Below are 20,987 nucleotides of genomic sequence, written 5' to 3' on the forward strand. Positions count from 1 at the left end.
GACCGATTCACCAAATTCTTGGACGTTTGGCGACAGAAAATTACGTCAGGCGCTGTTGAAACGAAATTTCGGTCCCGGCACTCCTTCGTGATCGCCTTTGGCTTTACCGCTTTTTCAGCCCTTGGCCCTTGCGCGTCAAACCCCGAAACGGCCATGGTCGCGCTCTTGTCGCAACCAGACTTTCTCAACTAGACAGGGACTTTCCTGATGTTCTTTGCATCCGACAACTGGGCGGGCGTCCATTCCAACATTGCCGCCGGGCTGTCAGCCAATGCCGGCGGCTTTTCGACCGCTTATGGCGATGGCGATCTCGACCGCGCCGTCTACCAGCGTTTCAGCGAGATCTTCGAACGCGAGGTCGCGGTGTTCTTCGTCGCTACCGGCACGGCGGCCAACTCGCTGTCGCTGGCCGCTTACAACAAGCCCGGCGGCATTTCCTTTGCGCACCGGGAATCGCATATCATCGAGGACGAATGCGGCGCGCCGGAATATTTCAGCGGCGGCTCGCGTCTCCATGCTGTCGACGGCCCCCTGGGCAAGATCGACCCGCACAATCTTGAACGCGCCGTCGCCCGTTTCGCACCCGAGATCGTCCATTGGGGACGCCCGACGGCCGTCTCGATCACCCAATCGACCGAAGTCGGCACAGTGTACGGGCTCGACGACATTTCCATCATTTCGGAGATCGCTAAACGCTTCTCCCTGCCGCTGCATATGGACGGCGCCCGTTTTGCCAACGCATTGGTCGCGCTTGAGACGACGCCGGCCGAAATGACCTGGAAGCGCGGCGTCGACATCGTCTCGTTCGGCGGCACCAAGAACGGCTGCTGGTGCGCCGAAGCCATTGTGCTGTTCGACCTCGACCGCGCCAAGGAGCTGTCCTTCCTGCGCAAGCGCGCCGCACAGCTGTTCTCTAAGTCGCGCTTCATCGCAGCGCAGTTCGACGCCTACTTCACGGACGGCCTGTGGCTGGACACGGCCCGTCATGCCAATGCCATGGCCGCGCGCCTGGCGGCTGCGATCGAGGATTCGGCAACGGCGAAGCTCGCCTGGTTGCCGCAGGCCAACGAGGTGTTCGCGGTGATGAAAAAGGCGGAAGCCGAAAGGCTGCAATCCGTCGGCGCAGCCTTTTACGACTGGCACAGGCCGCACGGCTTCGACGGCCATGTCGGCGAGGACGAGTTGCTCTATCGCTTCGTCACCAGCTTTGCCACGACTTCAGATGAGGTCGATCGCTTCGGCCAGATGATCGCCTGAACCCGCGAGACCGCGCCAATGACAAAGCCACCTCTCGGCTCAACCATGCGACTGGTTCGCCCGGCGCCAAACGTGCTCGGCTTCTACGATGGCCGCGTTGACGGCGTTCGCGCCTGGTCGGACGAGCCGAACTGGCTGGACGACGGCGCCTATGCCCTCGGCATCTGCACCTATGCGATCGTCGATGGTTCGCAGGCGCTTGTCTACGACACGCATATTTCGCTGCCTCACGCGCGCTTCATCAGGCAGACGCTCGAAGACATGGGCGCAACATCGATCCGGGTCGTGCTCAGCCACTGGCATGACGATCATATTGCCGGCAATGAGGTGTTTCAGGATTGCGAGATTATCGCCAACACGCTCACCGCCTCGGCGCTCGCGAACAACCGGGCCGAGATCGAAAGCGGTGTTCCACCGATCAAGCCTCTCGTGCTGCCGAACAGGACCTTCGAAGGCAGTCTTGACCTCGCCGTTGGATCGATCGCCGTCGAACTGCGTCAGGTCGAAATCCACAGCCATGACGGCACGGTGCTGTTCATGCCCGAAACCGGCCTGCTCCTGGCGGGCGACACGCTCGAGGATCCGATCACCTATGTCAGCGAGGCGGATTGGCTGGCGCAACATCTGGTCGATCTCGAACGCATGGCCGGCTGGTCGATAGACCGCATCTTGCCCAATCACGGCTCGCTCGAAGCGATTGAGCGAGGCGGCTACGACAAAGGCCTCATCGCCGCGACGCAAGCCTACGTTCAAAAACTGCTTCGCTGCCGGCGTGAGCCTGATCTTGCGAAGCAGGATCTGAAAACCTGCGGCGCCGACATATTCGCCACGGGCGCGGTCGAGTACTTCGCGCTGTACGAGCCCGTCCACCGGCAAAACGTCGAGGCCGTTCTCGCAACCGGCACCGATCGCTAAGCAAGGAAAGGCCGCGCCAAAAGCTCGAGGCCAAGCAAGATCAGGAAAACAAGAAACCAGCGCCGGAAGGTCGCCGGGCTGATCCGCTGCCGGAGCAACTGTCCGAGCCACATGCCGAGCAAGGCCGGCGCAACCGCCAGCGACGACATGGCGACATGCCCGACCTGGAACGCGCCGTGCGAGGCAAGGCCGGCAGCGAGCGCGATCGTCGACACGGTGAAGGACAGGCCGAGCGCCTGGATCAGATCGTCACGGCTCAAGCCCAGCGCCTGAATGTAAGGTACAGCGGGCACGACGAACACGCCGGTGCCGCCGGTGACGATGCCGGTAAGGAAACCGACGATGGGCGACGACCAGCGCTCGGCTGACGCGGGAACCGTCAACTGCCGCGCCAGCAGCGTATAGACGGCATAGACGATCAGCGCCGCCCCGAGGCCGGCCGTCGTCCATTTGACATTGTCGCTGGCCAGCAGCCATGAGCCGGCCAGCGTGCCGGCGACGATGCCGACCATCATCAGCCACAGCCGCCTGAGGATCCATCCGAAGCTCGGGCCGGCAAACAGCTGCCAGATATTGGTGACGAAGGACGGCACGATCAGCAGCGAAGCCGCGGCGACCGGCGGCATGATTGTGCCCAGCAGCCCCATCGCCAACGTCGGCAGTCCCATACCGGTAACGCCCTTGACGATGCCGGCCAGCAGGAAGGTCACCGCAATGGTTGCCGTTAGGGCCAGGGAAAAATCAGCCGAAAGATCAGACATCGCCCTTCATGGGAAGACGGCGCCCGCCGCAAAAGAGCCAGAACTCTTCGGTTGGGGTGACAGAGGCTGCGGCGAAAAAAAGCGGCGCCTCGCGGCGCCGCTTTCGTCTCGGGAGGAGACGCTTTCAACCTTGGGCGTTGTGACGCCGCCGTCTTGATCACGCGGCGTTCTTGGCCTCGATCTGCTTGGCGTTGGCCGAAGAGGCGGTAATCGCGATCTTGCGCGGCTTCAGCTCCTCGGGGATGTTGCGCTTAAGGTCGACGAAAAGCAGGCCGTTCTTCAGGGTGGCGCCGACGACCTCGACATGGTCGGCAAGCTGGAAGCGGCGCTCGAACGAACGCGAGGCAATGCCGCGGTAGAGCAGCTCGGAGCCTTCGCCATTGCCCTCTTCCTTGCGCTCACCCTTGACGGTCAGCACGTTGCGGTGGGCTTCGATCGAAATCTCTTCGTCCGAGAAGCCGGCAACCGCCATCGAGATGCGATAGGCGTCCTCGCCGGTGCGCTCGATGTTGTAGGGCGGATAGGTCTGCGCGCCATCGGGCTGGGCCAGCGAGTCGAGCATGGTGAACAGGCGGTCGAAGCCGACGGTCGAGCGATAGAGCGGGGAAAAATCAACGTGACGCATGAGGTGTTCTCCTGTTGAGCAACATGTTTGCGTGTGGCCGGTGCGAAACCCTGGAAAGGCGTTTCGGGTGGACCAGCAGCCCCGACATCGGCGGCTGCATCCGACATTTGGGGAGCGCAAAAGCGCATTTCAAGGATTTTTGAAGAGCGCCAATCGAGGCGTCGATGAACGGCAGATGAACCGCTGCTTCGGCGCCCGTTCAGCCGGCCGGCGCTAGAGTGCCCCCAGGATAAAGAACCAGGCGGCGCCGGATGAAAGCGCCGCGACGAGGCCGACCGGGTGTAACGTCCCTTCCTCCCGGATCGACAGAGGCCGGAAGCACGCCGCCGCAGGCTGCTTCCGGCCTTGCTTGTCGTTCGTCCGCCCCCTTGGCGTCCTCCCTTTGCTTTTCATCCATTGGCGTCTATCACCATGCCGACGCCCTGCCGGGTGAGACACCACGAAGACGCAAGCGCCTAATGACGGATCTCTTCCATCCCACGCCAGGCAATCCGCCGCCGCAAAATGTCGCCGGCGGCTTTTTCACCACGCGCGACGGCAAGAAGATCCGCTACGGCCTGTTTGCCGCGGTCACCCGGCCGCTGAAAGGCACCGTCGTGCTGCTGCCCGGCCGCAACGAGTGCATCGAGAAGTATTTCGAAACCATCCGCAACCTGACCGACCGCGGCCTCGGCGTCGCCACGCTCGACTGGCGCGGCCAGGGCGATTCCGACCGGCTGATCGCCGATCCGCAACGCGGCTATGTCCGCTCTTTCTACGATTACACCGGCGACCTCGAACAGTTCTTCGAGGATATCGTGCTGCCCGACTGCCGCGGCCCGTATTACATCCTCGCCCATTCGATGGGCGCCGTGATCGCGCTGCTCGCGGCGCCGTCGATGGTCAACCGGGTGCGTCGCATGGTGCTGATTGCGCCTTTCCTGACGGTGCCCGACTCGCCCGTGTCGGCAAAAACCGCGCGCCGCGTCTGCTCGATATTGTGCTTTCTCGGCCTCGGCCGGCTCTACGCCGCCTGGGGTCCGCGTCCCAGGGAAACCCTGCCCTTCGCCCTCAACAAGGTGACATCGGACCCCGGGCGCTATCAGCGCAACACGAAAATCTACGAGCACTATCCGCAACTGGCGCTCGGCGGGCCGACGATCCGCTGGCTGCAGGCGGCAATCAAGGCAGGCGAAGCCATCAGTGAGCCCGACTTCATGGCCAGGATCCAGGTGCCGCTGCTGATGATCGCCGCCGGCGCCGATCAGGTCGTCTCGACCAAGGCCGTGGAAGCCTATGCCAGGCGTCTGCGTCTGGGCTCGCTGCTGATGATCGATGGCTCGAAACACGAGATCCTGCAGGAGGCCGATGTCTATCGCGAGCAGTTGCTCGCCGCCTTCGACGCCTTCATACCCGGCAACGGCGACCCGACAGCCTGATGCCGCCGGCGCTGCATGTTGCGGCGCCTTGAGCTTGCGTCGCCTGCTGACAGCCTTCTGTCAGGAGCAGCGCCGGCAGCACCCAAAGAGCTAAAGATTCTGACAGCCGGTGCCGCCCCGGAATGCTCATCTCTCCGGGTCGAACCGAACGCCAAGGAGATGACGTCATGACCGAGAAGACCTGCGCTGCCTGCGATTGCCAGCTGGACGCCAACCCGATCCGCGTCAAGGTCGGCGGCAAGACCGTCGAGGTCTGCTGCGAGGAATGCGCGATTGCGCTGAACGAAGCCGGCGCCTCAGTGGCCGGCGCCGGCAACGGGGAAGCCTGAGCGATGCGCCCCGATCATGCGGCGCAATGCCTCGCACATCAGCCGACAACTCAAACCGCGACGTTCCGGCGGTCCTTGCGGACACAAGGCATCGCGGCGGCCAACTGGATCGGCCGTCAATTGGAAAGGCGCCGAAGCCGCCTTGCCTTGCTCGAAATGACCGACGAACAGCTCAAGGACATCGGCCTGTCGCGCAGCCAAGCTCACTGCGAATACATGCGCCGTTTGTGGGACTGAGCCATGGCCGTTACAAAGGGCCCGACAGGTGAAGTCTCCTGACAGGTTTGGACAGGTCAATCGCCTAATGTGCCGGAGCAGCTTTCGGTGCAAGGGTAGAATGCCACGGCCATGTCTCAGCTCACCATGTCGCAGTTCACGGTACAGACACTTCTGGACACCGGCACCGTCATGGTGAGGGATGTCCTCTGCAGCGGCGAATGCCGGCACAAGAGCGAAGAAGAGTGCACCGCTGCCACGCATCTTGTGTTTCCCTATCGCGGCGTCTTCGTGCGCCATGTCGGCCGCAACGATGCGGTCGCCGAAGCCAACCAGTTGTTGTTCTTCAACAACGCCGAAGGCTACCGGATCAGCCATCCCGTCGAGGGTGGCGATTCCTGCCTCGATCTCGTTGTCGAGGAGGCGCAACTGCAGGAGCTGACGCCGAAGGAGCAGTTGCGCTCGGGCAGCGCCGTGGCGTTTCGTCGTCAGCGCCGCCGCATCGACCCGCGGGCTCAGGCGCTGGTGGCGGTGCTGCGCCACAGCCTGAGCCGCAACATTGCCGAAACGCTGGAGGCCGAAACCCTGGCGCTGACGCTGGTGCGGCGCTCCCTCGGCGAGCGCACCTCGCATGCCGCCGGCGCAAGCGCTGGCCGGCAGAAGCTGGTCGATCGCGCCAAGCTCGTCCTGTCCTCGGATCTTTCGCGGCGCTGGACGCTGGCCGAGATCGCCGCTGAAGTCGGGGTATCACCGGTTTATCTCACGCAGGTTTTCCAGCAGGTCGAGGCGATGCCGCTCTATCGCTACCATCTGCGCATGCGGCTGGCGCGCGCGCTCGACCTGCTTGGCCGCTACGACAATCTGACCACGCTCGGCCTGGACCTCGGCTTCTCCAGCCACAGCCATTTCAGCTCAGCGTTCAGGCAGGTCTACGGGCGAACGCCGGCGGAATTCCAGCGCTCGATCAAGCCGCGCTGATCGGGTCGACTATCAGCCCCGCAGGGCTGCCATTGCAGCCGCATGAAGCTCCGGCGTTGCGGCGGCCAGGATGTCGCCGCCCTTTTCCGCCGGACCGCCCTCGAATGTGGTGACGACGCCGCCGGCCTTTTCGATGATCGGGATCAGCGCCACGATGTCGTAGGGTTTCAATCCGGGATCGGCGACGATGTCGACGCTGCCCGAGGCAATCATGGCAAAGGCGTAGCAATCGGCGCCGTAGCGGGCGAGCTGGATCTGTTTCTCGAACGCGTCGTAGCGGGTGCGCGCCTCGCCCTTGAAAAGCGCCGGCGTGGTGGTGAACAAGGTCGCCTCGTCAAGCTTCGTCCTCTTGCGGGTCGACAGCTTCCGCGGCCCACCGGGGCCTTCGTAGTGGGAGCCGGAAGCGTTGGCGTAGAACAGCTCGCCGGTGAACGGCTGCGCCATCATGCCGGCGACGGCGTCACCGTCGACCGTCAATCCGACCAGCGTTCCCCACACCGGCAAGCCTGAGATGAAGGCGCGGGTACCATCGATCGGATCGATCACCCAGACATGCCTTGAGGAGATGTTTTCGCTGCCATGTTCTTCGCCAAGGATACCGTGATCGGGATACTCAGCCGAGATCAGCGCCCGGATGGCGCGCTCGGCCTCGCGGTCGGCCTCGGTGACCGGGTCGAAACTGCCTTTTTCCTTGTTGGCCACCGCGCCCTGTGCGCGGAAACGCGGCAAGGTTTCAGCCGCCGCCGCTTGCGCGATCCGGCGCATGAAATCGATGCTGATGTCCACGTGATTCTCCCGCATTGCAGAGTGCCAACCCGGTCTGCCGGCACTTTCCCGCCAAAACAAGCCGGTTTATCGATTTATCAGAGACATCAGCGTTGCCGAAATGTCACACATCAGGACCATCGAAACGCATTTTCACATCAGAGTGAATTAAAAAAGCGTGGAATCGATTGACATTTGTGCATCGCACAATAAATTTGTTCTCGGACAGGTTTTCCTGTCCATGCCCTCCTTGGGCGTTTCCTCCCTAGACTTCGACCGTGTCGTGCAAACGATGCGGTCTTTTTTTACGCTGCGGGATGGCCAGCGCGGGATTGCATGAACAGCCGCCGCTCCGGCGTCATTCGGCGGCCAGCGGCAGGTCGATGAAGTGGTGGTCGGGCATCGCCATCAGGTCGGCCGAAAAGCGCGCCATATCGTCGGCCAGCGCATCGAAGCCGGCCGATTTCTGGAACGTCCGCTCATTCATGTAGAGGCCGCGATTGACCTCGATCTGCAGCGCATGCAGATGGCGCGCCGGCCGGCCGTAATGCTCGGTGATGAAACCGCCTGCATAGGGTTTGTTGTGGGCGACGGTGTAGCCCATGCCGATGAGCAGGCCGATCGCCGTTTCGGTCAGGGCCGCCGTGGCCGAGATGCCGAAACGGTCGCCGACGATGAAATCCGGCCGCAGGCCGCTGTCGCCCACCCTGATGCTCGCCGGCATCGAATGGCAGTCGATCAGCACGGCATAGCCGAACCTGGCATGGGTTCTGGTCAATAGCCGCTTCAGCGTCTCGTGATAGGGTTTGTAGACCGCCTCTATGCGCTGGACGGCCTCCGCCAGCGGCAGACGGCCGGAATAGATGTCGAGCCCCTCACCCACCAGCTTGGGCACGGTGCCGAGCCCGCCGGCAACGCGCGCCGAGCGGATGTTGCAGAAGGACGGCACCGGCTCGGCGAACATGCGCGGGTCGAGTTCCCAGGGTTCGCGATTGACGTCGAGGTAGGCGCGCGGAAAATTCGCCGCCAGCATCGGCGCGCCCAGCACCACCGCGCTGCCGAACAGCTCGTCGACATAGCAATCCTCGGAGCGGCGGATGGCGTTCCGGTCGAGCCGCGCCATGGCCAGGAAGCGGTCTGGATAATAGCGGCCGCTATGCGGTGAGTTGAAGACGAAGGGAACGCGCTGCTCGGCGCCCGATCGGATTTCGAAGGGTGGAACGACCGAAAAATCTTCGGCTGCCGTCGTCAATTTGAACGAACCCGGAAACAGCAATGCATCATGATGGGAAACTGCCACCTCATCGGCCGCATGTCCAGCATTTCGGCATGTCAGGAACCCCGTCAAATCAGGATTAATGCCGCCAACGTTCACTTGATGTTTACCGTCAGCTCCTCATATACAGGATGGTTAACGGGCTTGCCGGACGGCAGGCTTGGCTGGGGTGATTCGGACGGGACAAGATGGCACGCATTCTGCTGGCGGAAGACGACGACGACATGCGCCGGTTCCTGGTCAAGGCACTGGAGCGGGCCGGCTACCACGTCAGCGATTTCGACAATGGCGCCAGCGCCTACGAGCGGCTGCGCGAAGAACCTTTCTCCCTGCTGCTGACCGATATCGTCATGCCGGAGATGGACGGCATCGAACTCGCCCGCCGCGCCACCGAGATCGATCCCGACCTGAAGGTGATGTTCATCACCGGTTTCGCGGCCGTCGCGCTCAACCCCGATTCCAAGGCGCCGAAAGACGCCAAGGTGCTGTCCAAGCCCTTCCACCTGCGCGATCTCGTCAACGAGGTCGAAAAAATGCTGCAGGCCGCCTGAAGCACGCACAGTGTGATCTCGCCGCTTCGTCGGCGGCGCGACAAAACGAGCCTTTCTTTCCCTTTCCGGCTATTGACGCGCTGGACCAAAAATGGTGTATGCGCGGCTTCGGATGGGCGTGTAGCTCAGCGGGAGAGCACTGCATTGACATTGCAGGGGTCACAGGTTCAATCCCTGTCACGCCCACCATCCTTTCGATAACTTGGCCAAGCCCGTTTTTGGCGCACCCCTTCGACAACTTAGCCGGTAAGGCGGCCACCGCTTGTGGCAGCCGCCTCGTTCAAACGCGACGCGCTTTAGACGTGGTGCGGGCTTAGCGTCCTTGAAGGCGCAGGCTCGATGCCGTCCTCCATAAGAATATCCTTCTTGCGAGCGAACGCGACGAAGACGCCTCGTGCTGTCTCGGGTTCCACATCGCCAATCAGAGCGGCTTTGCAAGCGCGAATAGCAGCTCTCTGCTCCGGGCTGTTGCCACACCATTCGGATGCGAATTGATAGGCATCTGCGACCGTGTTGAGTTGGCGGGGAAAGCCCAATCCCACCCACACCCGGACTGGCTTTTCAAAAGGTTTCGATAGCATCATGACCTCCTTTCCTAATGCATGTCACCCAGAAGTATGCCGCGGTTCTGGGACAACGACATGCATCAAAACAAAGACTTAAAGCGTGTCGCATGAATCCGTTTCGCGACGCGCTTTAGGCAGTCACTCCTCCGCCTTCGCCACCTCTGCCCATCATCCACGGCATTGTCGTGGATACTTCCTCAAGGATTCTGGCTGCTTTCGCAAAACCGCTGAACGCGTCTCTGGCTGCGGAAAGCGGATAATCGCTATCGAAAGCTCGCTGGCAGGCCCGCAATGCGGTTTGGTGAATGGGGCCGCGCCTGTCCTTCGGCCATTCATAGAGGAACTCCAGAGCGTCCTCGAGACACGTGATTTCCTGAACAAGGTTGTCGCCGCTTTTCACGAAAACGGCGCTGTCAAACATCCGATCGTTCATATGATCCTCCAAATTGAACGAACCATTGAGTTTCATGGTTTGCGCGGTCCAGGCCAACTGCAGGCGCGCGACAGAGGCGCGCCAGTACGTCCTGCAGTGATCATCTTCGTTTCTCCGCAATCACAGCCTCCCGGCCGGAACCGGGAGGCGGACCCGCAGTTCAAAGTGTGACAGATCGACAGGATTACGCGGCTTTACGCGCGCGGTCCGTGTCTTGCGTGATCTGAGTGGCGGCCGTCGGCGTGTCGCCGACGCCGATGCTAATGCGGCGCGGTTTCAGCTCTTCGGGAATCTCACGGACGATGTCGATCGAGAGGAGGCCATTCTCCAGTTTGGCTGCCTTGATCTTCATGTGGTCGGCAAGCTTGAACGTCTGCCTGAAACTGCGATAGGCGATGCCCTGGTGCAGCAGCTGGCGTCCGCTCTGATCATCAGCCTTCTGGCCTACCACGACCAGTTCGGGTCCATGCTGGGTCAGCTCAACCTCATCCTGGCTGAAGCCTGCGATGGCCATCGAGATACGGTAATCGTTCTCGTCGACCTTCTCGATGTTATAGGGCGGCCAGTCTGGACGCGTGCCGCTGTCGAGCATGTCGAAAAGCCGGTCGAAACCGACGGTGGTCCGATAGAGGGTATCAAAGGTTCTCATAGCCACATCCTCCTTGAAGCAACATGGGTACAAGGACGCCGCCCCGTGCGGCGCCGCCATTTTTTGCCGAGCCTTATGGCCTTGGCGGAAATCGAATTAGGAGGCGCCCCAAATGAGTTCAAGAGCATCTCGAATTTTTTTTAGTAGCATCCTTCGCATCGACGGAAAGCGAAATCTGAGTTTCTACGGGACCTTCCCTTCGAACAGTCGAACAGCCCCTTGAAGTACATATCCGGCGGGAAGTTTTCGCGCGATCTGCGCGACCGCATCGTCTACTGCCCCGCCGTCCCGTTTCGTATTCAAATGCCGGCCAGCAAGAACCGGGTAGCGGCCTTCCGATCCGTAAATCCACCCTGTCGGGGGCGAAACGTCCCGGCACGTGCCGGGACGTTTCTGGCTCGCGGATCACTGTGGCCGCGGATCGGGCCTGTCGGGCTTGTCATGAGGGGTGTTGTTGCCTTCACGGCACGGTGTGCCGATGCCGCAGCATTTGCCGTTGTAGGTGACACCGGGCTTGGTCTTCTCGCATTCCCTCGGCGGTGCCGTCTGACACCCTGCCAGCACCGAAACCGCGATGGCGGCGAGAAATGCGTTTCTTGAAGTGATAAACATTGACGTTCTCCTTGATGGACCGTGTTTGCTACACACCGCCTGGTCGCGGGCGGCAGCGAAATGGTTCAAGGAAAATTGGAATCAGGCCGCGCCGAGGCGGACATCACCCTTCTCAATATGGTTGAGAAACCACGCATATGTCTGTTCCAATCCATCGCGAAGCGCGTAGCGCGGGCGCCATCCCGTCGCAAACAGCCGCGAAACATCCATCAACTTGCGCGGCGTGCCATCTGCCTTGGTCGTATCGAAGGCGATATCAGCCTCGACGCCGGCGACCGATGCGACGGTCTGGGCAAGCTCGGCAATGGTGACATCCTCGCCCGAACCGACATTGACGTGGCTGTCGCCGGCATAATTCTTCAACAGCCAGACCAAGGCACCGGCGGCGTCGTCGACATGCAGGAATTCACGCCGTGGCGTGCCCGAGCCCCAGACCTCGAGGCTGTTGCCGCCGCTCAGCGCCAGTGCATGCGCCTTTCGCATCAGGGCCGGCACGACATGGCTGGACTGGAGATCGAAATTGTCGCCAGGACCGTAAAGGTTGGCCGGCATCGCCGAGATGTAGTCGACGCCATGCTGGCGCCGATAGGCCTGGCACAGTTTGAGCCCGGCGATCTTGGCGATCGCGTACCATTCATTGGTGGGTTCGAGCGGACCGGTCAGCAGCGCGTCTTCCCTGATCGGCTGCGGCGCGAGCTTTGGATAGATGCAGGACGAGCCGAGAAACAAAAGCTTGCCGACCTCGCTGCGAAAGGCGCCGTCAATGACATTGCCCTGCATAACCAGGTTTTGCTGCAGGAAATCGACAGGGAACCGGTCATTGGCCAGGATACCGCCGACTTTGGCGGCCGCCATCACCACCGCATCCGGCCTGTGCTCGGCCATCCAGCGCCGCACCCCTGCCTGGTCGAGCAGGTCGAGCCTGTCGCGCGATACGGTGAGTATCTCGCAGTCCTCGCTCGCCAGCCGGCGCACGACGGCCGAACCGACCATGCCGCGATGCCCGGCGACGAAGACACGCTTGCCTTTCAGATCAAATGTCGCGTCCATGAACCTGCCTCACGCAGAACGGCTGTTCTGCCGCGTGCCGCCGGCGGTGCGCGCCAGATCGGCCTGCACCATTTCCGCCACCAGATCCCTGAAGCCGGTCGTGTGCGACCACCCCAGCCTGGCTTTGGCCTTGGCGGGGTCGCCGAGCAGCAGGTCGACCTCGGTCGGCCGGAAATAGCGCGGATCGATGCGCACCAGGACAGTGCCCGAACCGGCATCGACACCGACTTCATCGACACCCTCGCCTTGCCAGCGGATGGTGCGGCCGGTCTCGGCAAACGCCAGCTCGACGAATTCGCGCACCGAATGCGCCTCGCCGGTCGCCAGCACGAAATCGTCGGCTTCGCTGTGCTGCAGAATGCGCCACATGCCCTCCACATAGTCGCGCGCATGGCCCCAATCACGCTTGGCGTCGAGATTGCCGAGATAGAGCGTGTCCTGCAGGCCATGATGGATCGAGGCGACGGCCCGCGTAATCTTGCGGGTGACGAAGGTCTCGCCGCGTGTCGGGCTTTCGTGGTTGAACAGGATGCCGTTGGCGGCGAACATGCCGTAAGCCTCGCGGTAGTTGACCGTGATCCAGTAGGCGTAAAGCTTGGCCGCGGCATAGGGCGAGCGCGGATGGAAGGGCGTCGCCTCGCTTTGCGGGACCTCGCGCGCCTTGCCGTAAAGCTCCGACGTCGATGCCTGATAGAAGCGCACCGACTTCTCCAGGCGCAGGATGCGGATCGCCTCGAGCAGCCTGAGTGTTCCCAGCGCATCGGCATTGCCGGTGTATTCCGGCGTCTCGAAACTCACCTGGACATGACTCTGGGCGCCGAGATTGTAGATCTCGCCGGGCTGTGTCTCCTGCACCAGGCGAATAAGGTTGGTCGCGTCGGTCAGGTCGCCATAATGCAGGAAGAAACGCGCACCGCGCTCGTGCGGATCGACATAGATGTCGTCAACGCGCTCGGTGTTGAACGAGGACGAGCGGCGTTTGACGCCATGGACAATATAGCCCTTCTGCAGAAGCAATTCTGCGAGATAGGCCCCGTCCTGCCCGGTAACCCCGGTGATGAGCGCCACTTTTTCCGTCATTGCCGCTCCGTCCGCATCCAATCCCGGCAACCGAATACAGATTTGGCGCGAGAACGCAAATCCCCCATACGGGGGACAGGTTTCAGCCAGCGATTGTGTCGTTCTCAGGCACCTGCAACCGCGCAGAAATGCTTCATCCTGGCCAGCGCAAGCTCGGGATCGGCGAGCAACCCTGCCTGGTCGGCAAGGCGGAAGATGTCGGCATAGTGCAGGATGCCGCGCGCCGACTGCATGCCGCCGACCATGGCGAAATGGTCCTGATGGCCGTTGAGCCAGGCCATGAAGACGATGCCGGCCTTGTAATACTCCGTCGGCGCCTCGAAGATCTTGCGCGACAACGGCACTGTCGGCGCCATCAGCGCGTCAAATCCGGCGCGGTCGCCGTCAGCCAGTTTCGCGAGCGCCGCACTGGCGACTGGCGCGATGGCGTCGAATATGCCGAGCAAGGCGTGCGAGTGCCGCTTCCCGTCGCCGGCAATCAGTTCGGGATAGTTGAAATCGTCGCCGGTGAACATGACGACGCCTTCCGGCAACCGGTTGCGCAAGGCAACTTCCTTGCCGGCATCGAGCAGGGAAATCTTTATCCCCTCGACCTTGCCGGCATGGCGCTCGATGATGGCGACGACGGTGTCGAGCGCGGCCTCGAAATTGCCGCTGCCCCAATAACCTTTCAGTGCAGGATCGAACATGTCGCCCAGCCAGTGCAGGATGACCTTGCCGGATGCCTGGCTGAGGATGCGATCGTAGACCCTGATATAGTCGTCCGGACCCTTTGCGACCGCTGCCAGCGCCCGGCTGGCCATCATGATCGCCTTGCCGCCCTCGCCTTCAATGAAAGCGAACTGCTCCTCATAGGCGGCGATCACATCTTCGAGTGATCTCGAATTGGCCGGCGCCAGATGATCGGTGCCGGCGCCCGAGGAGAGGTCTGCGCCTTCGACGCTGCGCGCCTCGGCGATCGAGCGGCGGATCAATTCCTGCGCATTCGCCCAGTCGAAACCCATGCCGCGCTGGGAGGTGTCCATCGCCTCGGCGATGCGGAAGCCAAGCCGCCACAAATGATGCCGAAACGCCATCGTCTTGTCCCAATCGACCGCAGGCTTCGACCAGGGGTCGGTCATCGCGAAAGGATCGGCGACGACGTGGGCCGCGGCATAGGCGATGCGCGGGAAAACCGCACCGATTACGGGCTCGACCGGACTGCCCGCGAGCTTGTAGCTGACGCGGCCGCCATTCTGCGTAGGCAGGGTGATATCCATGGCAACCTCCGTTTTCGGCATCCTATAAATGGAACGTTCCAATAAATCAAGAACCTTTATGATTGCGGCGATTGAACCGGTCCAAATGCCAAGAAGGCTAAGAGTCCTTGCTAGGAACCACATTCATCACCTTTTCGACCTCCGCAAGAATCCCGATTGACTCTCGGTTGGCAGAGTGATTAGAACGTTCCAATAGATTTGCCCATCTAAGCGGAGGAAACCACCGACATGGCCAGCCGGGCCAAGGCAACGATCCTGGACATCGCCCGCGAGGCTGGTGTGTCCAAATCGACGGTGTCGCTTGTGCTGCAAGGCTCAGGGCTGATCCGGCCTGAAACCGCGGTCAAGGTTCGCAAGGCGATCGAGGATGTCGGCTATGTCTACAACCGCGGCGCCGCCAATCTGCGCAAAGCCCATTCCAACGTCATCGGCATGGTCATCAACGATCTCACCAACCCCTTTTTCGCCGAGCTGGCGGTCGGCATGGAGCGCGTCTTCCAGTCGGCCGGCATCGTGCCCTTCATCGCCAACACGGCGGAGAACCCGGTGCGCCAGGAAGAAGTGCTGAAGTCGCTGATGGAACAGGGCGTCGCAGGCCTGATCGTGTCACCGGCACGCGGCACCACGCCGGGCGCCTTCCGTCGCCTCGAGATGGCGGGCGTGCCGGTCGTCTTCGCCATGCGCCGCCTGCCGGACAGCCGCATCCCGGTGATCGCTCCTGACAACCATCGCGGCGCGTATCTCGCCGCCGCCCATCTGATCGGCAAGGGCCATCGCCGGCTGGCCTTCTTCGGCGGCACCTCCGACCTGGTCGTCTATCAGGAGCGCCTGGGCGGTTTTCGTGAAGCTTGCGAAACATTGGGCATTGCCAGGCGCGACGTGCTTGTCGTCGAAGGCGAGACCAGCCGCAGGGGCGGCATCGCGTGCCTGGAAACCGCCCTTGCCATGGCCGAGCCGCCGACGGCGGCACTGTGCTTCAACGATGCCGTCGCCTTCGGCGTCATGCTGGCGCTGCGCAAGCGCGGGCTGGAGCCCGGCGCGGACTTTGCCGTCGTCGGCTTCGACGACGTGGTCGAGGCCGAGCATTATATGCCGGCGCTGACCAGCGTCTCGGTGGACACACCCGGCCTCGGCGAACGCGCCGCCCACGTCATGCTGAAGATGATCCAGTCGCGCATCACGCATGCCGAGGACCATATCGGCGCCGTCAATCTGGTCGTCAGGGACAGCTGCGGTCCCGATCGCGGCACCCAGGACACATCAGCAGGAATGGGAGACGCGGCATGAGCGTCAAATGGGGACTGATCGGCGCCAGCACGATCGCCAAACAGTTCATGATCAACGCCATTCGCGCGCAAGAGGGTGGCGAAATATCAGCGGTGATGAGCTCCAGCCCGGAGCGCGCCAAGACCTATGCCGATGAACACAACATCCCGCTTGCCGTCTCGACGCTCGATGACCTGCTCAGCGCCGACATCGACGCCGTCTACATCTCGACCACCAATGAACTGCATCTCGAACAGGCATTGGCTGCGATCAAGGCGGGAAAGCATGTTCTGTGCGAAAAGCCGCTGGCGCTGAACAGCACTGATGCGCGCACAATGGTCGCCGCCGCCAAGGAAGCCGGTGTCGTGCTTGGCACCAATCATCATCTGCGCAATGCCGGCGCCCACCGCGCCATGCGCGACGCCATATCAGCCGGCCATATCGGCAAGCCGATTGCCGCGCGCGTCTTCCATTCCGTCTATTTGCCGGAAAACCTGCAGGGCTGGCGCATTACCAAGCCTGAGGCCGGCGGCGGCGTGGTGCTCGACATCACCGTGCATGATGCCGACACGCTGCGCTTCGTGCTCGGCGACGACCCGATCGAGATTTCGGCCTTCACCCAGTCGGCCGGCCTGGCCGGCAGCGGGCTGGAAGACGGTGCCATGTGCATCTGGCGCTTCAGGTCCGGTTTGATTGCCCAGTCGCATGAAGGCTTCACCACGAAGTTCGCCGATACCGGCTTCGAGGTGCATGGTTCCGAAGGCTCGCTGATCGCTAAAAATGTGATGACGCAGAAGCCGGTCGGTTCGGTGCTGCTACGCACCGCCAAGGGCGAGGAGGAACTGAGCTTCGACCGCGAAGACCTCTACGTCAGGTCGCTGCGCCAGTTCCATGCCGCTATTAGCGGCGCGGGCCAGCCCTCCGCAACCGGCGAGGACGGCGTCTGGTCACTAGCCTGCGCCGAAGCAGCGTTGCTGTCCGGGAAATCCGGCAAGGCGGTTGCCATCGAGCCGAAACTCGGGAGCGCCAAGTGAGCAAGCTCGTCTCCGCTCAGCAGGCCGCCAGCCTCATCAAGGACGGCATGACCGTCTCCGTCTCGTCATCGAGCGGCCTCGGCTGCCCGGATGCCGTGCTGGCTGCCATCGGCCAGCGCTTCGACGCTGAAGGCCATCCGAAAGACATCACCACGCTGCATCCGATCGCCGCCGGCGACATGTATGGCATCAAGGGCATCGACCATCTGGCTAAGCCTGGCCTGTTGAAGCGCACGCTCTGCGGCTCCTATCCCTCGGGCCCCTCCTCGTCCGAGCCGCCGCAGATATGGAAGATGATCGGCGACAATTCGGTCGCCGCCTACAATGTGCCGTCCGGCATCCTGTTCGACATGCACCGCGAAGCTGCCGCCAAGCGGCCGGGCGTGCTGACCAAGGTCGGCCTCGACACTTTTGCCGACCCGCGCCACCAGGGCTGCGCCATGAATGAGGCTGCAAGCGAGCCGATCGTCTCGGTGCAGCAGTTCGACGGCGAGGAATGGCTCTATTTCCGCTCGATCGTGCCCAACGTTTCGATCATCCGCGCCACCACCGCCGACGAGCGCGGCAACCTCACTTACGAGCATGAAGGCGCCTATTTGGGCGGCCTCGAACAGGCGCTCGCCGCCCGCAACAATGGCGGCATCGTCATTGCGCAGGTCAAGCGCGTCGTCGAGAACGGCACGCTGAAGCCGCATGACGTGCGCGTGCCCGGCGTCCTGGTCGACCACATCGTGGTGGCGCCGGACCAGTTGCAGACGACGTTGACGCCTTACGACCCGGCGATTTCGGGCGAGATCTTCCGGCCGTTGTCCAGCTTCCGCAACGCTGAGATGAACGTCCAGAAAGTAATCGCGCGCCGCGTCGCCATGGAATTGCGCGACGGCATGGCGGTCAACATTGGCTTCGGCATCTCGGCAAACGTGCCGCGTATCCTTCTCGAGGAAGGCCAGCACGGCAAGGTCACCTGGGTGATCGAGCAGGGCGCCGTCGGCGGCGTGCCGCTGCTCGACTTCAAGTTCGGCTGCGCTTCCAATGCCGAAGCGATCATGCCCTCGCCGCACCAGTTCATCTATTTCCAGGCCGGCGGCTTCGATGCCTCGCTGCTCTCCTTCTTGCAGATCGACCGCCATGGCTCCGTCAACGTGTCGAAACTCTCGGCCCGGCCACATGTCACCGCCGGGGCCGGCGGCTTTGTCGACATCACGGCACGGGCGAAAAAGATCGTCTTCTCCGGCTTCTTCAATGCCGGCGCAAAACTGTCGCTCGCCGATGGCGGCATCCGCATCGATGCAGAAGGCAAGGTCAAGAAGGTGGTTAACGAGGTCGAACACATCTCCTTCTCCGGCAAGCGCGCCGTCGCGCAAGGGCAGGACATCACCTACGTCACCGAGCGCTGCGTGATGAAGCTGACGCCGGACGGTCTGATGGTGACGGAACTGGCGCCCGGCATCGACCTCGAACGCGATGTGCTGGCGCAGTCAGAGATTCCGCTCGGCATCGCCAACGATCTCAAGTTCACGCCGGCGGCTCTCTATCAGGACCGGCCGATCGGCCTGTCGCTGAATGGTGGCGCTTCTCTCGGAGGCGCGCATGGCTGAGCGCCTCGTCACCTTCGAGCAGGACGGCGCCATCGGCATCGTCACGCTGCGCCGGCCGGAGAAGTTCAACGCGCTGGACATTCCGATGCTGCGCGCGCTCGAGACAGCGCTCGACGAAGCCGAAATGGCTGAAGGTGTGCGCGTCGTGCTGATCCGCGGCGAAGGCAAAGGCTTTTGCGCCGGCGGCGACGTCGAGGCCTGGGCACAAATGAGCGCTGCCGACTTTCAGGTGCAATGGGTGCGCTACGGCCACCGTGTCTTCGACCGACTGGCGCGGCTGCGGCAGCCGACCATCGCGGTGCTTTCCGGCCATGCGCTGGGTGGCGGGCTGGAGCTGGCGGTCGCCTGCGACTTCCGTGTCGCCGAAACGCAGGTGAAGCTCGGCTTCCCCGAGACATCGATCGGCGTCGTCCCCGGTTGGTCCGGCACGCAGCGCGCCGTGCGCCGCTTTGGGGCCCAGATCGTGCGCCGCATGGCACTCGGCGGCGAGCTCTTTGCCGCCTCCGACGCGCTTGCCCTCGGCGTCGTTGACCGCGTGGTCGAGACCGGCCAGGCGCTGGCAGAGGCCAGGACTTGGGCCGAAAAAATCGCCGGGCGCGGGCCGCTCGCAACCGAAGCCGCCAAGCTGATGATCGCAGTCGCCGAAGGCGAGGAAAGTGCGGCCGCCACCGAGGCGCTCGCCAGCGGCTTCGTTGCGCTGACCGGCGACCTCAAAGCCGGCGTGAGCGCCTTCAAGGCCAAGCAGAGGCCGGCCTTTTCCAGATCTTAGAGAAAGCATGATGAACGCACCGCTCAACATTTCCATGCCGGCCGAGGCGTCCAAGGCGCCGAAGGCTTACAAGCTGCTGATCGACGGCAAGCATGTCGATGCCCGTGACGGCCGCACGATTGCGCGCAACAGCCCCGGCCATGGCTTCACCGTTTCGCGCTATGCGCAGGCCGGCGAGGCCGAGGTGGAGGCGGCCATGCAGGCCGCGCACAAGGCATTCGAGACCGGCCCGTGGCCGCGCACGAAGGCGGCCGAGCGCGCAGCCATCCTGCTCAAGACGGCCGACCTGATCGAGGCCCAGCTCGAAGACATCGCCCGACTCGATGCGCTGGAATCCGGCAAGCCGATCGCCCAGGCGCGCGGCGAGATCGGCGGCGCCATCGACATCTGGCGCTATGCCGCCTCGCTCGCCCGCACGCTGCACGGCGAGAGCTACGCCAATCTCGGCGACGCCATGCTGGGCGTCGTCCTGCGCGAGCCGATCGGCGTCGTCTCGATCATCACCCCGTGGAATTTCCCGTTCTTGATCGTCAGCCAGAAACTGCCCTTCGCGCTCGCCGCCGGCTGCACCGCGGTGGTCAAGCCGAGCGAAATGACCTCGGCCTCGACCTTCGTGCTCGGCGACATCCTGATGCAGGCCGGCCTGCCCGCGGGCGTCGTCAACATCCTGGCCGGCCTCGGCGCCGATGTCGGGGGGCCGATGGTCAGCCATCCGCTGGTGGAAATGGTGTCGTTCACCGGCTCTACCCGCGTCGGCAAGATGACCATGGCTTCCGCCGCGCAGTCGCTGAAGAAAGTCTCGATGGAGCTCGGCGGCAAGAACGGCCAGATCGTCTTCCCCGATGCCGATCTCGAGGCGGCCGCTGACGCAGCAGTGTTCGGCGGCTTCTTCAACGCCGGCGAATGCTGCAATGCCGGCAGTCGGCTGATCGTGCATGAAGCCATCGCCGACGATTTCCTCGCCACTGTCAAGGCCCTGACCGCCAAGGTAACGGTCGGCGACCCACTCGACGACCGAACCAAGGTTGGCGCGATGATTTCCGCCGACCATCTGACCAAGGTGGCGGATTACGTCGTGGCGGCAGCAAAAGACGGCAGCAATGTCTATAGCGGTGGCGGCCAATTGGCGTCCAATGCCGGCCACTACCTCGATCCGACCATCATCCGCGGCGTTACCGAAGACATGGCTATTGCGCGCGAGGAAGTGTTCGGCCCGGTGCTCTCCGTGCTGACTTTTGGATCGATTGAAAAGGCGTTGCACATCGCCAACAACACGCCCTATGGTCTGTCGGCAGGGGTGTGGAGCGCCAGCATCGACACTTGTATGTCGGTGGCGCGTGGTGTGCGTTCGGGGACCGTTTGGGTGAACACATTCATGGAAGGCTTTCCCGAGTTGCCATTCGGGGGCTACAAGCAGTCCGGCATCGGACGCGAACTCGGCAAACGCGCTGTCGAAGATTATACCGAGGAAAAGACAATCCAGTTTCATCGCGGCCAGCGCACCGGTTGGTGGGTCGGCTGAGTTTGGAAGAACCCGGTGGGCTTCCACCGGTCATGTAATGCAACAAGGGAGGTAGAAC

General features: G+C 62.8%; 23 protein-coding genes and 1 tRNA gene. 13 read left to right on the plus strand and 11 right to left on the minus strand.

Annotation, left to right across the window (positions count from 1 at the left end):
* Nucleotides 1-207: 207 nt before the first annotated feature.
* Together ACYG9Z_RS08300 and ACYG9Z_RS08305 are read left to right on the plus strand one after the other, a co-directional pair.
* Nucleotides 208-1,257, plus strand: a complete 1,050-nt coding sequence (locus ACYG9Z_RS08300) for a threonine aldolase family protein (protein WP_023751334.1) — start codon at nt 208-210, stop codon at nt 1,255-1,257.
* A gap of 18 nt (nt 1,258-1,275) precedes the next feature.
* Nucleotides 1,276-2,172, plus strand: a complete 897-nt coding sequence (locus ACYG9Z_RS08305) for an MBL fold metallo-hydrolase (protein ID WP_023751335.1) — start codon at nt 1,276-1,278, stop codon at nt 2,170-2,172.
* Here the strand turns inward: ACYG9Z_RS08305 and ACYG9Z_RS08310 are convergent.
* Nucleotides 2,169-2,933: a sulfite exporter TauE/SafE family protein gene (locus ACYG9Z_RS08310; RefSeq protein WP_023686418.1), complete on the minus strand. Its 765-nt coding sequence runs from the start codon at nt 2,931-2,933 to the stop codon at nt 2,169-2,171. The genes ACYG9Z_RS08305 and ACYG9Z_RS08310 overlap by 4 nt on opposite strands.
* 157 nt (nt 2,934-3,090) lie before the next feature.
* Nucleotides 3,091-3,558, minus strand: coding sequence for an Hsp20 family protein (locus ACYG9Z_RS08315; RefSeq protein ID WP_023671202.1), 468 nt, complete (start codon nt 3,556-3,558; stop codon nt 3,091-3,093).
* A 458-nt stretch (nt 3,559-4,016) separates the two neighbouring features.
* Here ACYG9Z_RS08315 and ACYG9Z_RS08320 point away from each other — a divergent pair, with 458 nt between their 5' ends.
* The 4 genes from ACYG9Z_RS08320 (at nt 4,017) to ACYG9Z_RS08335 (ending at nt 6,499) form a co-directional block, all read left to right on the plus strand.
* The gene (locus tag ACYG9Z_RS08320) at nt 4,017-4,976 is read left to right on the plus strand and encodes an alpha/beta fold hydrolase (RefSeq protein ID WP_023735042.1); all 960 of its coding nucleotides are present in this window, start codon (nt 4,017-4,019) and stop codon (nt 4,974-4,976) included.
* 167 nt (nt 4,977-5,143) lie between these two features.
* Nucleotides 5,144-5,305, plus strand: coding sequence for a hypothetical protein (locus ACYG9Z_RS08325; protein WP_023695699.1), 162 nt, complete (start codon nt 5,144-5,146; stop codon nt 5,303-5,305).
* A 3-nt stretch (nt 5,306-5,308) separates the two neighbouring features.
* A complete protein-coding gene (locus ACYG9Z_RS08330) occupies nt 5,309-5,542 on the plus strand; it encodes a DUF1127 domain-containing protein (protein ID WP_023751336.1) in 234 nt (77 codons plus the stop codon).
* A gap of 126 nt (nt 5,543-5,668) precedes the next feature.
* Nucleotides 5,669-6,499, plus strand: coding sequence for a helix-turn-helix transcriptional regulator (locus ACYG9Z_RS08335; protein ID WP_023751337.1), 831 nt, complete (start codon nt 5,669-5,671; stop codon nt 6,497-6,499).
* Nucleotides 6,500-6,511: 12 nt separating this feature from the next.
* On the opposite strand, the gene hisN is transcribed toward ACYG9Z_RS08335, so the two are convergent.
* Together hisN and ACYG9Z_RS08345 are read right to left on the minus strand one after the other, a co-directional pair.
* Entirely contained in the window at nt 6,512-7,285 is a 774-nt protein-coding gene (gene hisN / locus ACYG9Z_RS08340) for a histidinol-phosphatase (RefSeq protein WP_023671197.1), read from the minus strand.
* Between the two features lie 337 nt (nt 7,286-7,622).
* On the minus strand, nt 7,623-8,564 hold the full coding sequence (locus ACYG9Z_RS08345) for an N-formylglutamate amidohydrolase (RefSeq protein WP_023704024.1): 942 nt from the start codon (nt 8,562-8,564) through the stop codon (nt 7,623-7,625).
* Nucleotides 8,565-8,728: 164 nt separating this feature from the next.
* Here ACYG9Z_RS08345 and cpdR point away from each other — a divergent pair, with 164 nt between their 5' ends.
* The gene (gene cpdR, locus ACYG9Z_RS08350; protein ID WP_023671195.1) at nt 8,729-9,091 is read left to right on the plus strand and encodes a cell cycle two-component system response regulator CpdR; all 363 of its coding nucleotides are present in this window, start codon (nt 8,729-8,731) and stop codon (nt 9,089-9,091) included.
* 114 nt (nt 9,092-9,205) lie between these two features.
* A tRNA-Val gene (locus ACYG9Z_RS08355) sits at nt 9,206-9,280 on the plus strand.
* A gap of 107 nt (nt 9,281-9,387) precedes the next feature.
* Here the strand turns inward: ACYG9Z_RS08355 and ACYG9Z_RS08360 are convergent.
* From ACYG9Z_RS08360 to ACYG9Z_RS08390, 7 genes are all read right to left on the minus strand, one after another.
* Entirely contained in the window at nt 9,388-9,675 is a 288-nt protein-coding gene (locus ACYG9Z_RS08360; protein ID WP_031197745.1) for a DUF982 domain-containing protein, read from the minus strand.
* A gap of 112 nt (nt 9,676-9,787) precedes the next feature.
* The gene (locus ACYG9Z_RS08365) at nt 9,788-10,210 is read right to left on the minus strand and encodes a DUF982 domain-containing protein (protein ID WP_306413578.1); all 423 of its coding nucleotides are present in this window, start codon (nt 10,208-10,210) and stop codon (nt 9,788-9,790) included.
* 64 nt (nt 10,211-10,274) lie between these two features.
* Nucleotides 10,275-10,739 (minus strand): Hsp20 family protein, encoded by a 465-nt coding sequence (locus ACYG9Z_RS08370; RefSeq protein WP_023671192.1) that lies wholly within the window; start codon nt 10,737-10,739, stop codon nt 10,275-10,277.
* 405 nt (nt 10,740-11,144) lie between these two features.
* Nucleotides 11,145-11,351: a hypothetical protein gene (locus tag ACYG9Z_RS08375; RefSeq protein WP_023710933.1), complete on the minus strand. Its 207-nt coding sequence runs from the start codon at nt 11,349-11,351 to the stop codon at nt 11,145-11,147.
* An 81-nt stretch (nt 11,352-11,432) separates the two neighbouring features.
* On the minus strand, nt 11,433-12,401 hold the full coding sequence (gene fcl, locus ACYG9Z_RS08380) for a GDP-L-fucose synthase (protein ID WP_023701026.1): 969 nt from the start codon (nt 12,399-12,401) through the stop codon (nt 11,433-11,435).
* 9 nt (nt 12,402-12,410) lie between these two features.
* Nucleotides 12,411-13,481 (minus strand): GDP-mannose 4,6-dehydratase, encoded by a 1,071-nt coding sequence (gmd, locus tag ACYG9Z_RS08385; RefSeq protein ID WP_023701025.1) that lies wholly within the window; start codon nt 13,479-13,481, stop codon nt 12,411-12,413.
* A 104-nt stretch (nt 13,482-13,585) separates the two neighbouring features.
* Nucleotides 13,586-14,740, minus strand: coding sequence for a dihydrodipicolinate synthase family protein (locus ACYG9Z_RS08390; protein ID WP_023725193.1), 1,155 nt, complete (start codon nt 14,738-14,740; stop codon nt 13,586-13,588).
* A gap of 228 nt (nt 14,741-14,968) precedes the next feature.
* On the opposite strand from ACYG9Z_RS08390, the gene ACYG9Z_RS08395 reads away from it, so the two are divergent.
* Genes ACYG9Z_RS08395 through ACYG9Z_RS08415 form a run of 5 tightly spaced genes read left to right on the plus strand, consistent with a single transcriptional unit; the run spans nt 14,969 to nt 20,929 of the window.
* On the plus strand, nt 14,969-16,027 hold the full coding sequence (locus ACYG9Z_RS08395) for a LacI family DNA-binding transcriptional regulator (RefSeq protein WP_023725194.1): 1,059 nt from the start codon (nt 14,969-14,971) through the stop codon (nt 16,025-16,027).
* Nucleotides 16,024-17,040: a Gfo/Idh/MocA family protein gene (locus ACYG9Z_RS08400; RefSeq protein ID WP_023751344.1), complete on the plus strand. Its 1,017-nt coding sequence runs from the start codon at nt 16,024-16,026 to the stop codon at nt 17,038-17,040. The genes ACYG9Z_RS08395 and ACYG9Z_RS08400 overlap by 4 nt, the downstream gene beginning before the upstream one ends.
* Nucleotides 17,037-18,638, plus strand: coding sequence for an acyl CoA:acetate/3-ketoacid CoA transferase (locus ACYG9Z_RS08405; protein WP_023710931.1), 1,602 nt, complete (start codon nt 17,037-17,039; stop codon nt 18,636-18,638). Before ACYG9Z_RS08400 ends, ACYG9Z_RS08405 begins: the two co-directional genes overlap by 4 nt.
* Nucleotides 18,631-19,407 carry an enoyl-CoA hydratase/isomerase family protein gene (locus ACYG9Z_RS08410; RefSeq protein ID WP_023683222.1) on the plus strand — a complete coding sequence of 259 codons (777 nt, stop codon included), beginning with the start codon at nt 18,631-18,633 and terminating at the stop codon, nt 19,405-19,407. The genes ACYG9Z_RS08405 and ACYG9Z_RS08410 overlap by 8 nt, the downstream gene beginning before the upstream one ends.
* A 10-nt stretch (nt 19,408-19,417) precedes the next feature.
* Nucleotides 19,418-20,929, plus strand: a complete 1,512-nt coding sequence (locus tag ACYG9Z_RS08415; RefSeq protein ID WP_023751345.1) for an aldehyde dehydrogenase family protein — start codon at nt 19,418-19,420, stop codon at nt 20,927-20,929.
* The last annotated feature ends 58 nt before the right edge of the window (nt 20,930-20,987 follow it).

The sequence above is a fragment of the Mesorhizobium sp. RSR380A genome, assembly GCF_054719385.1.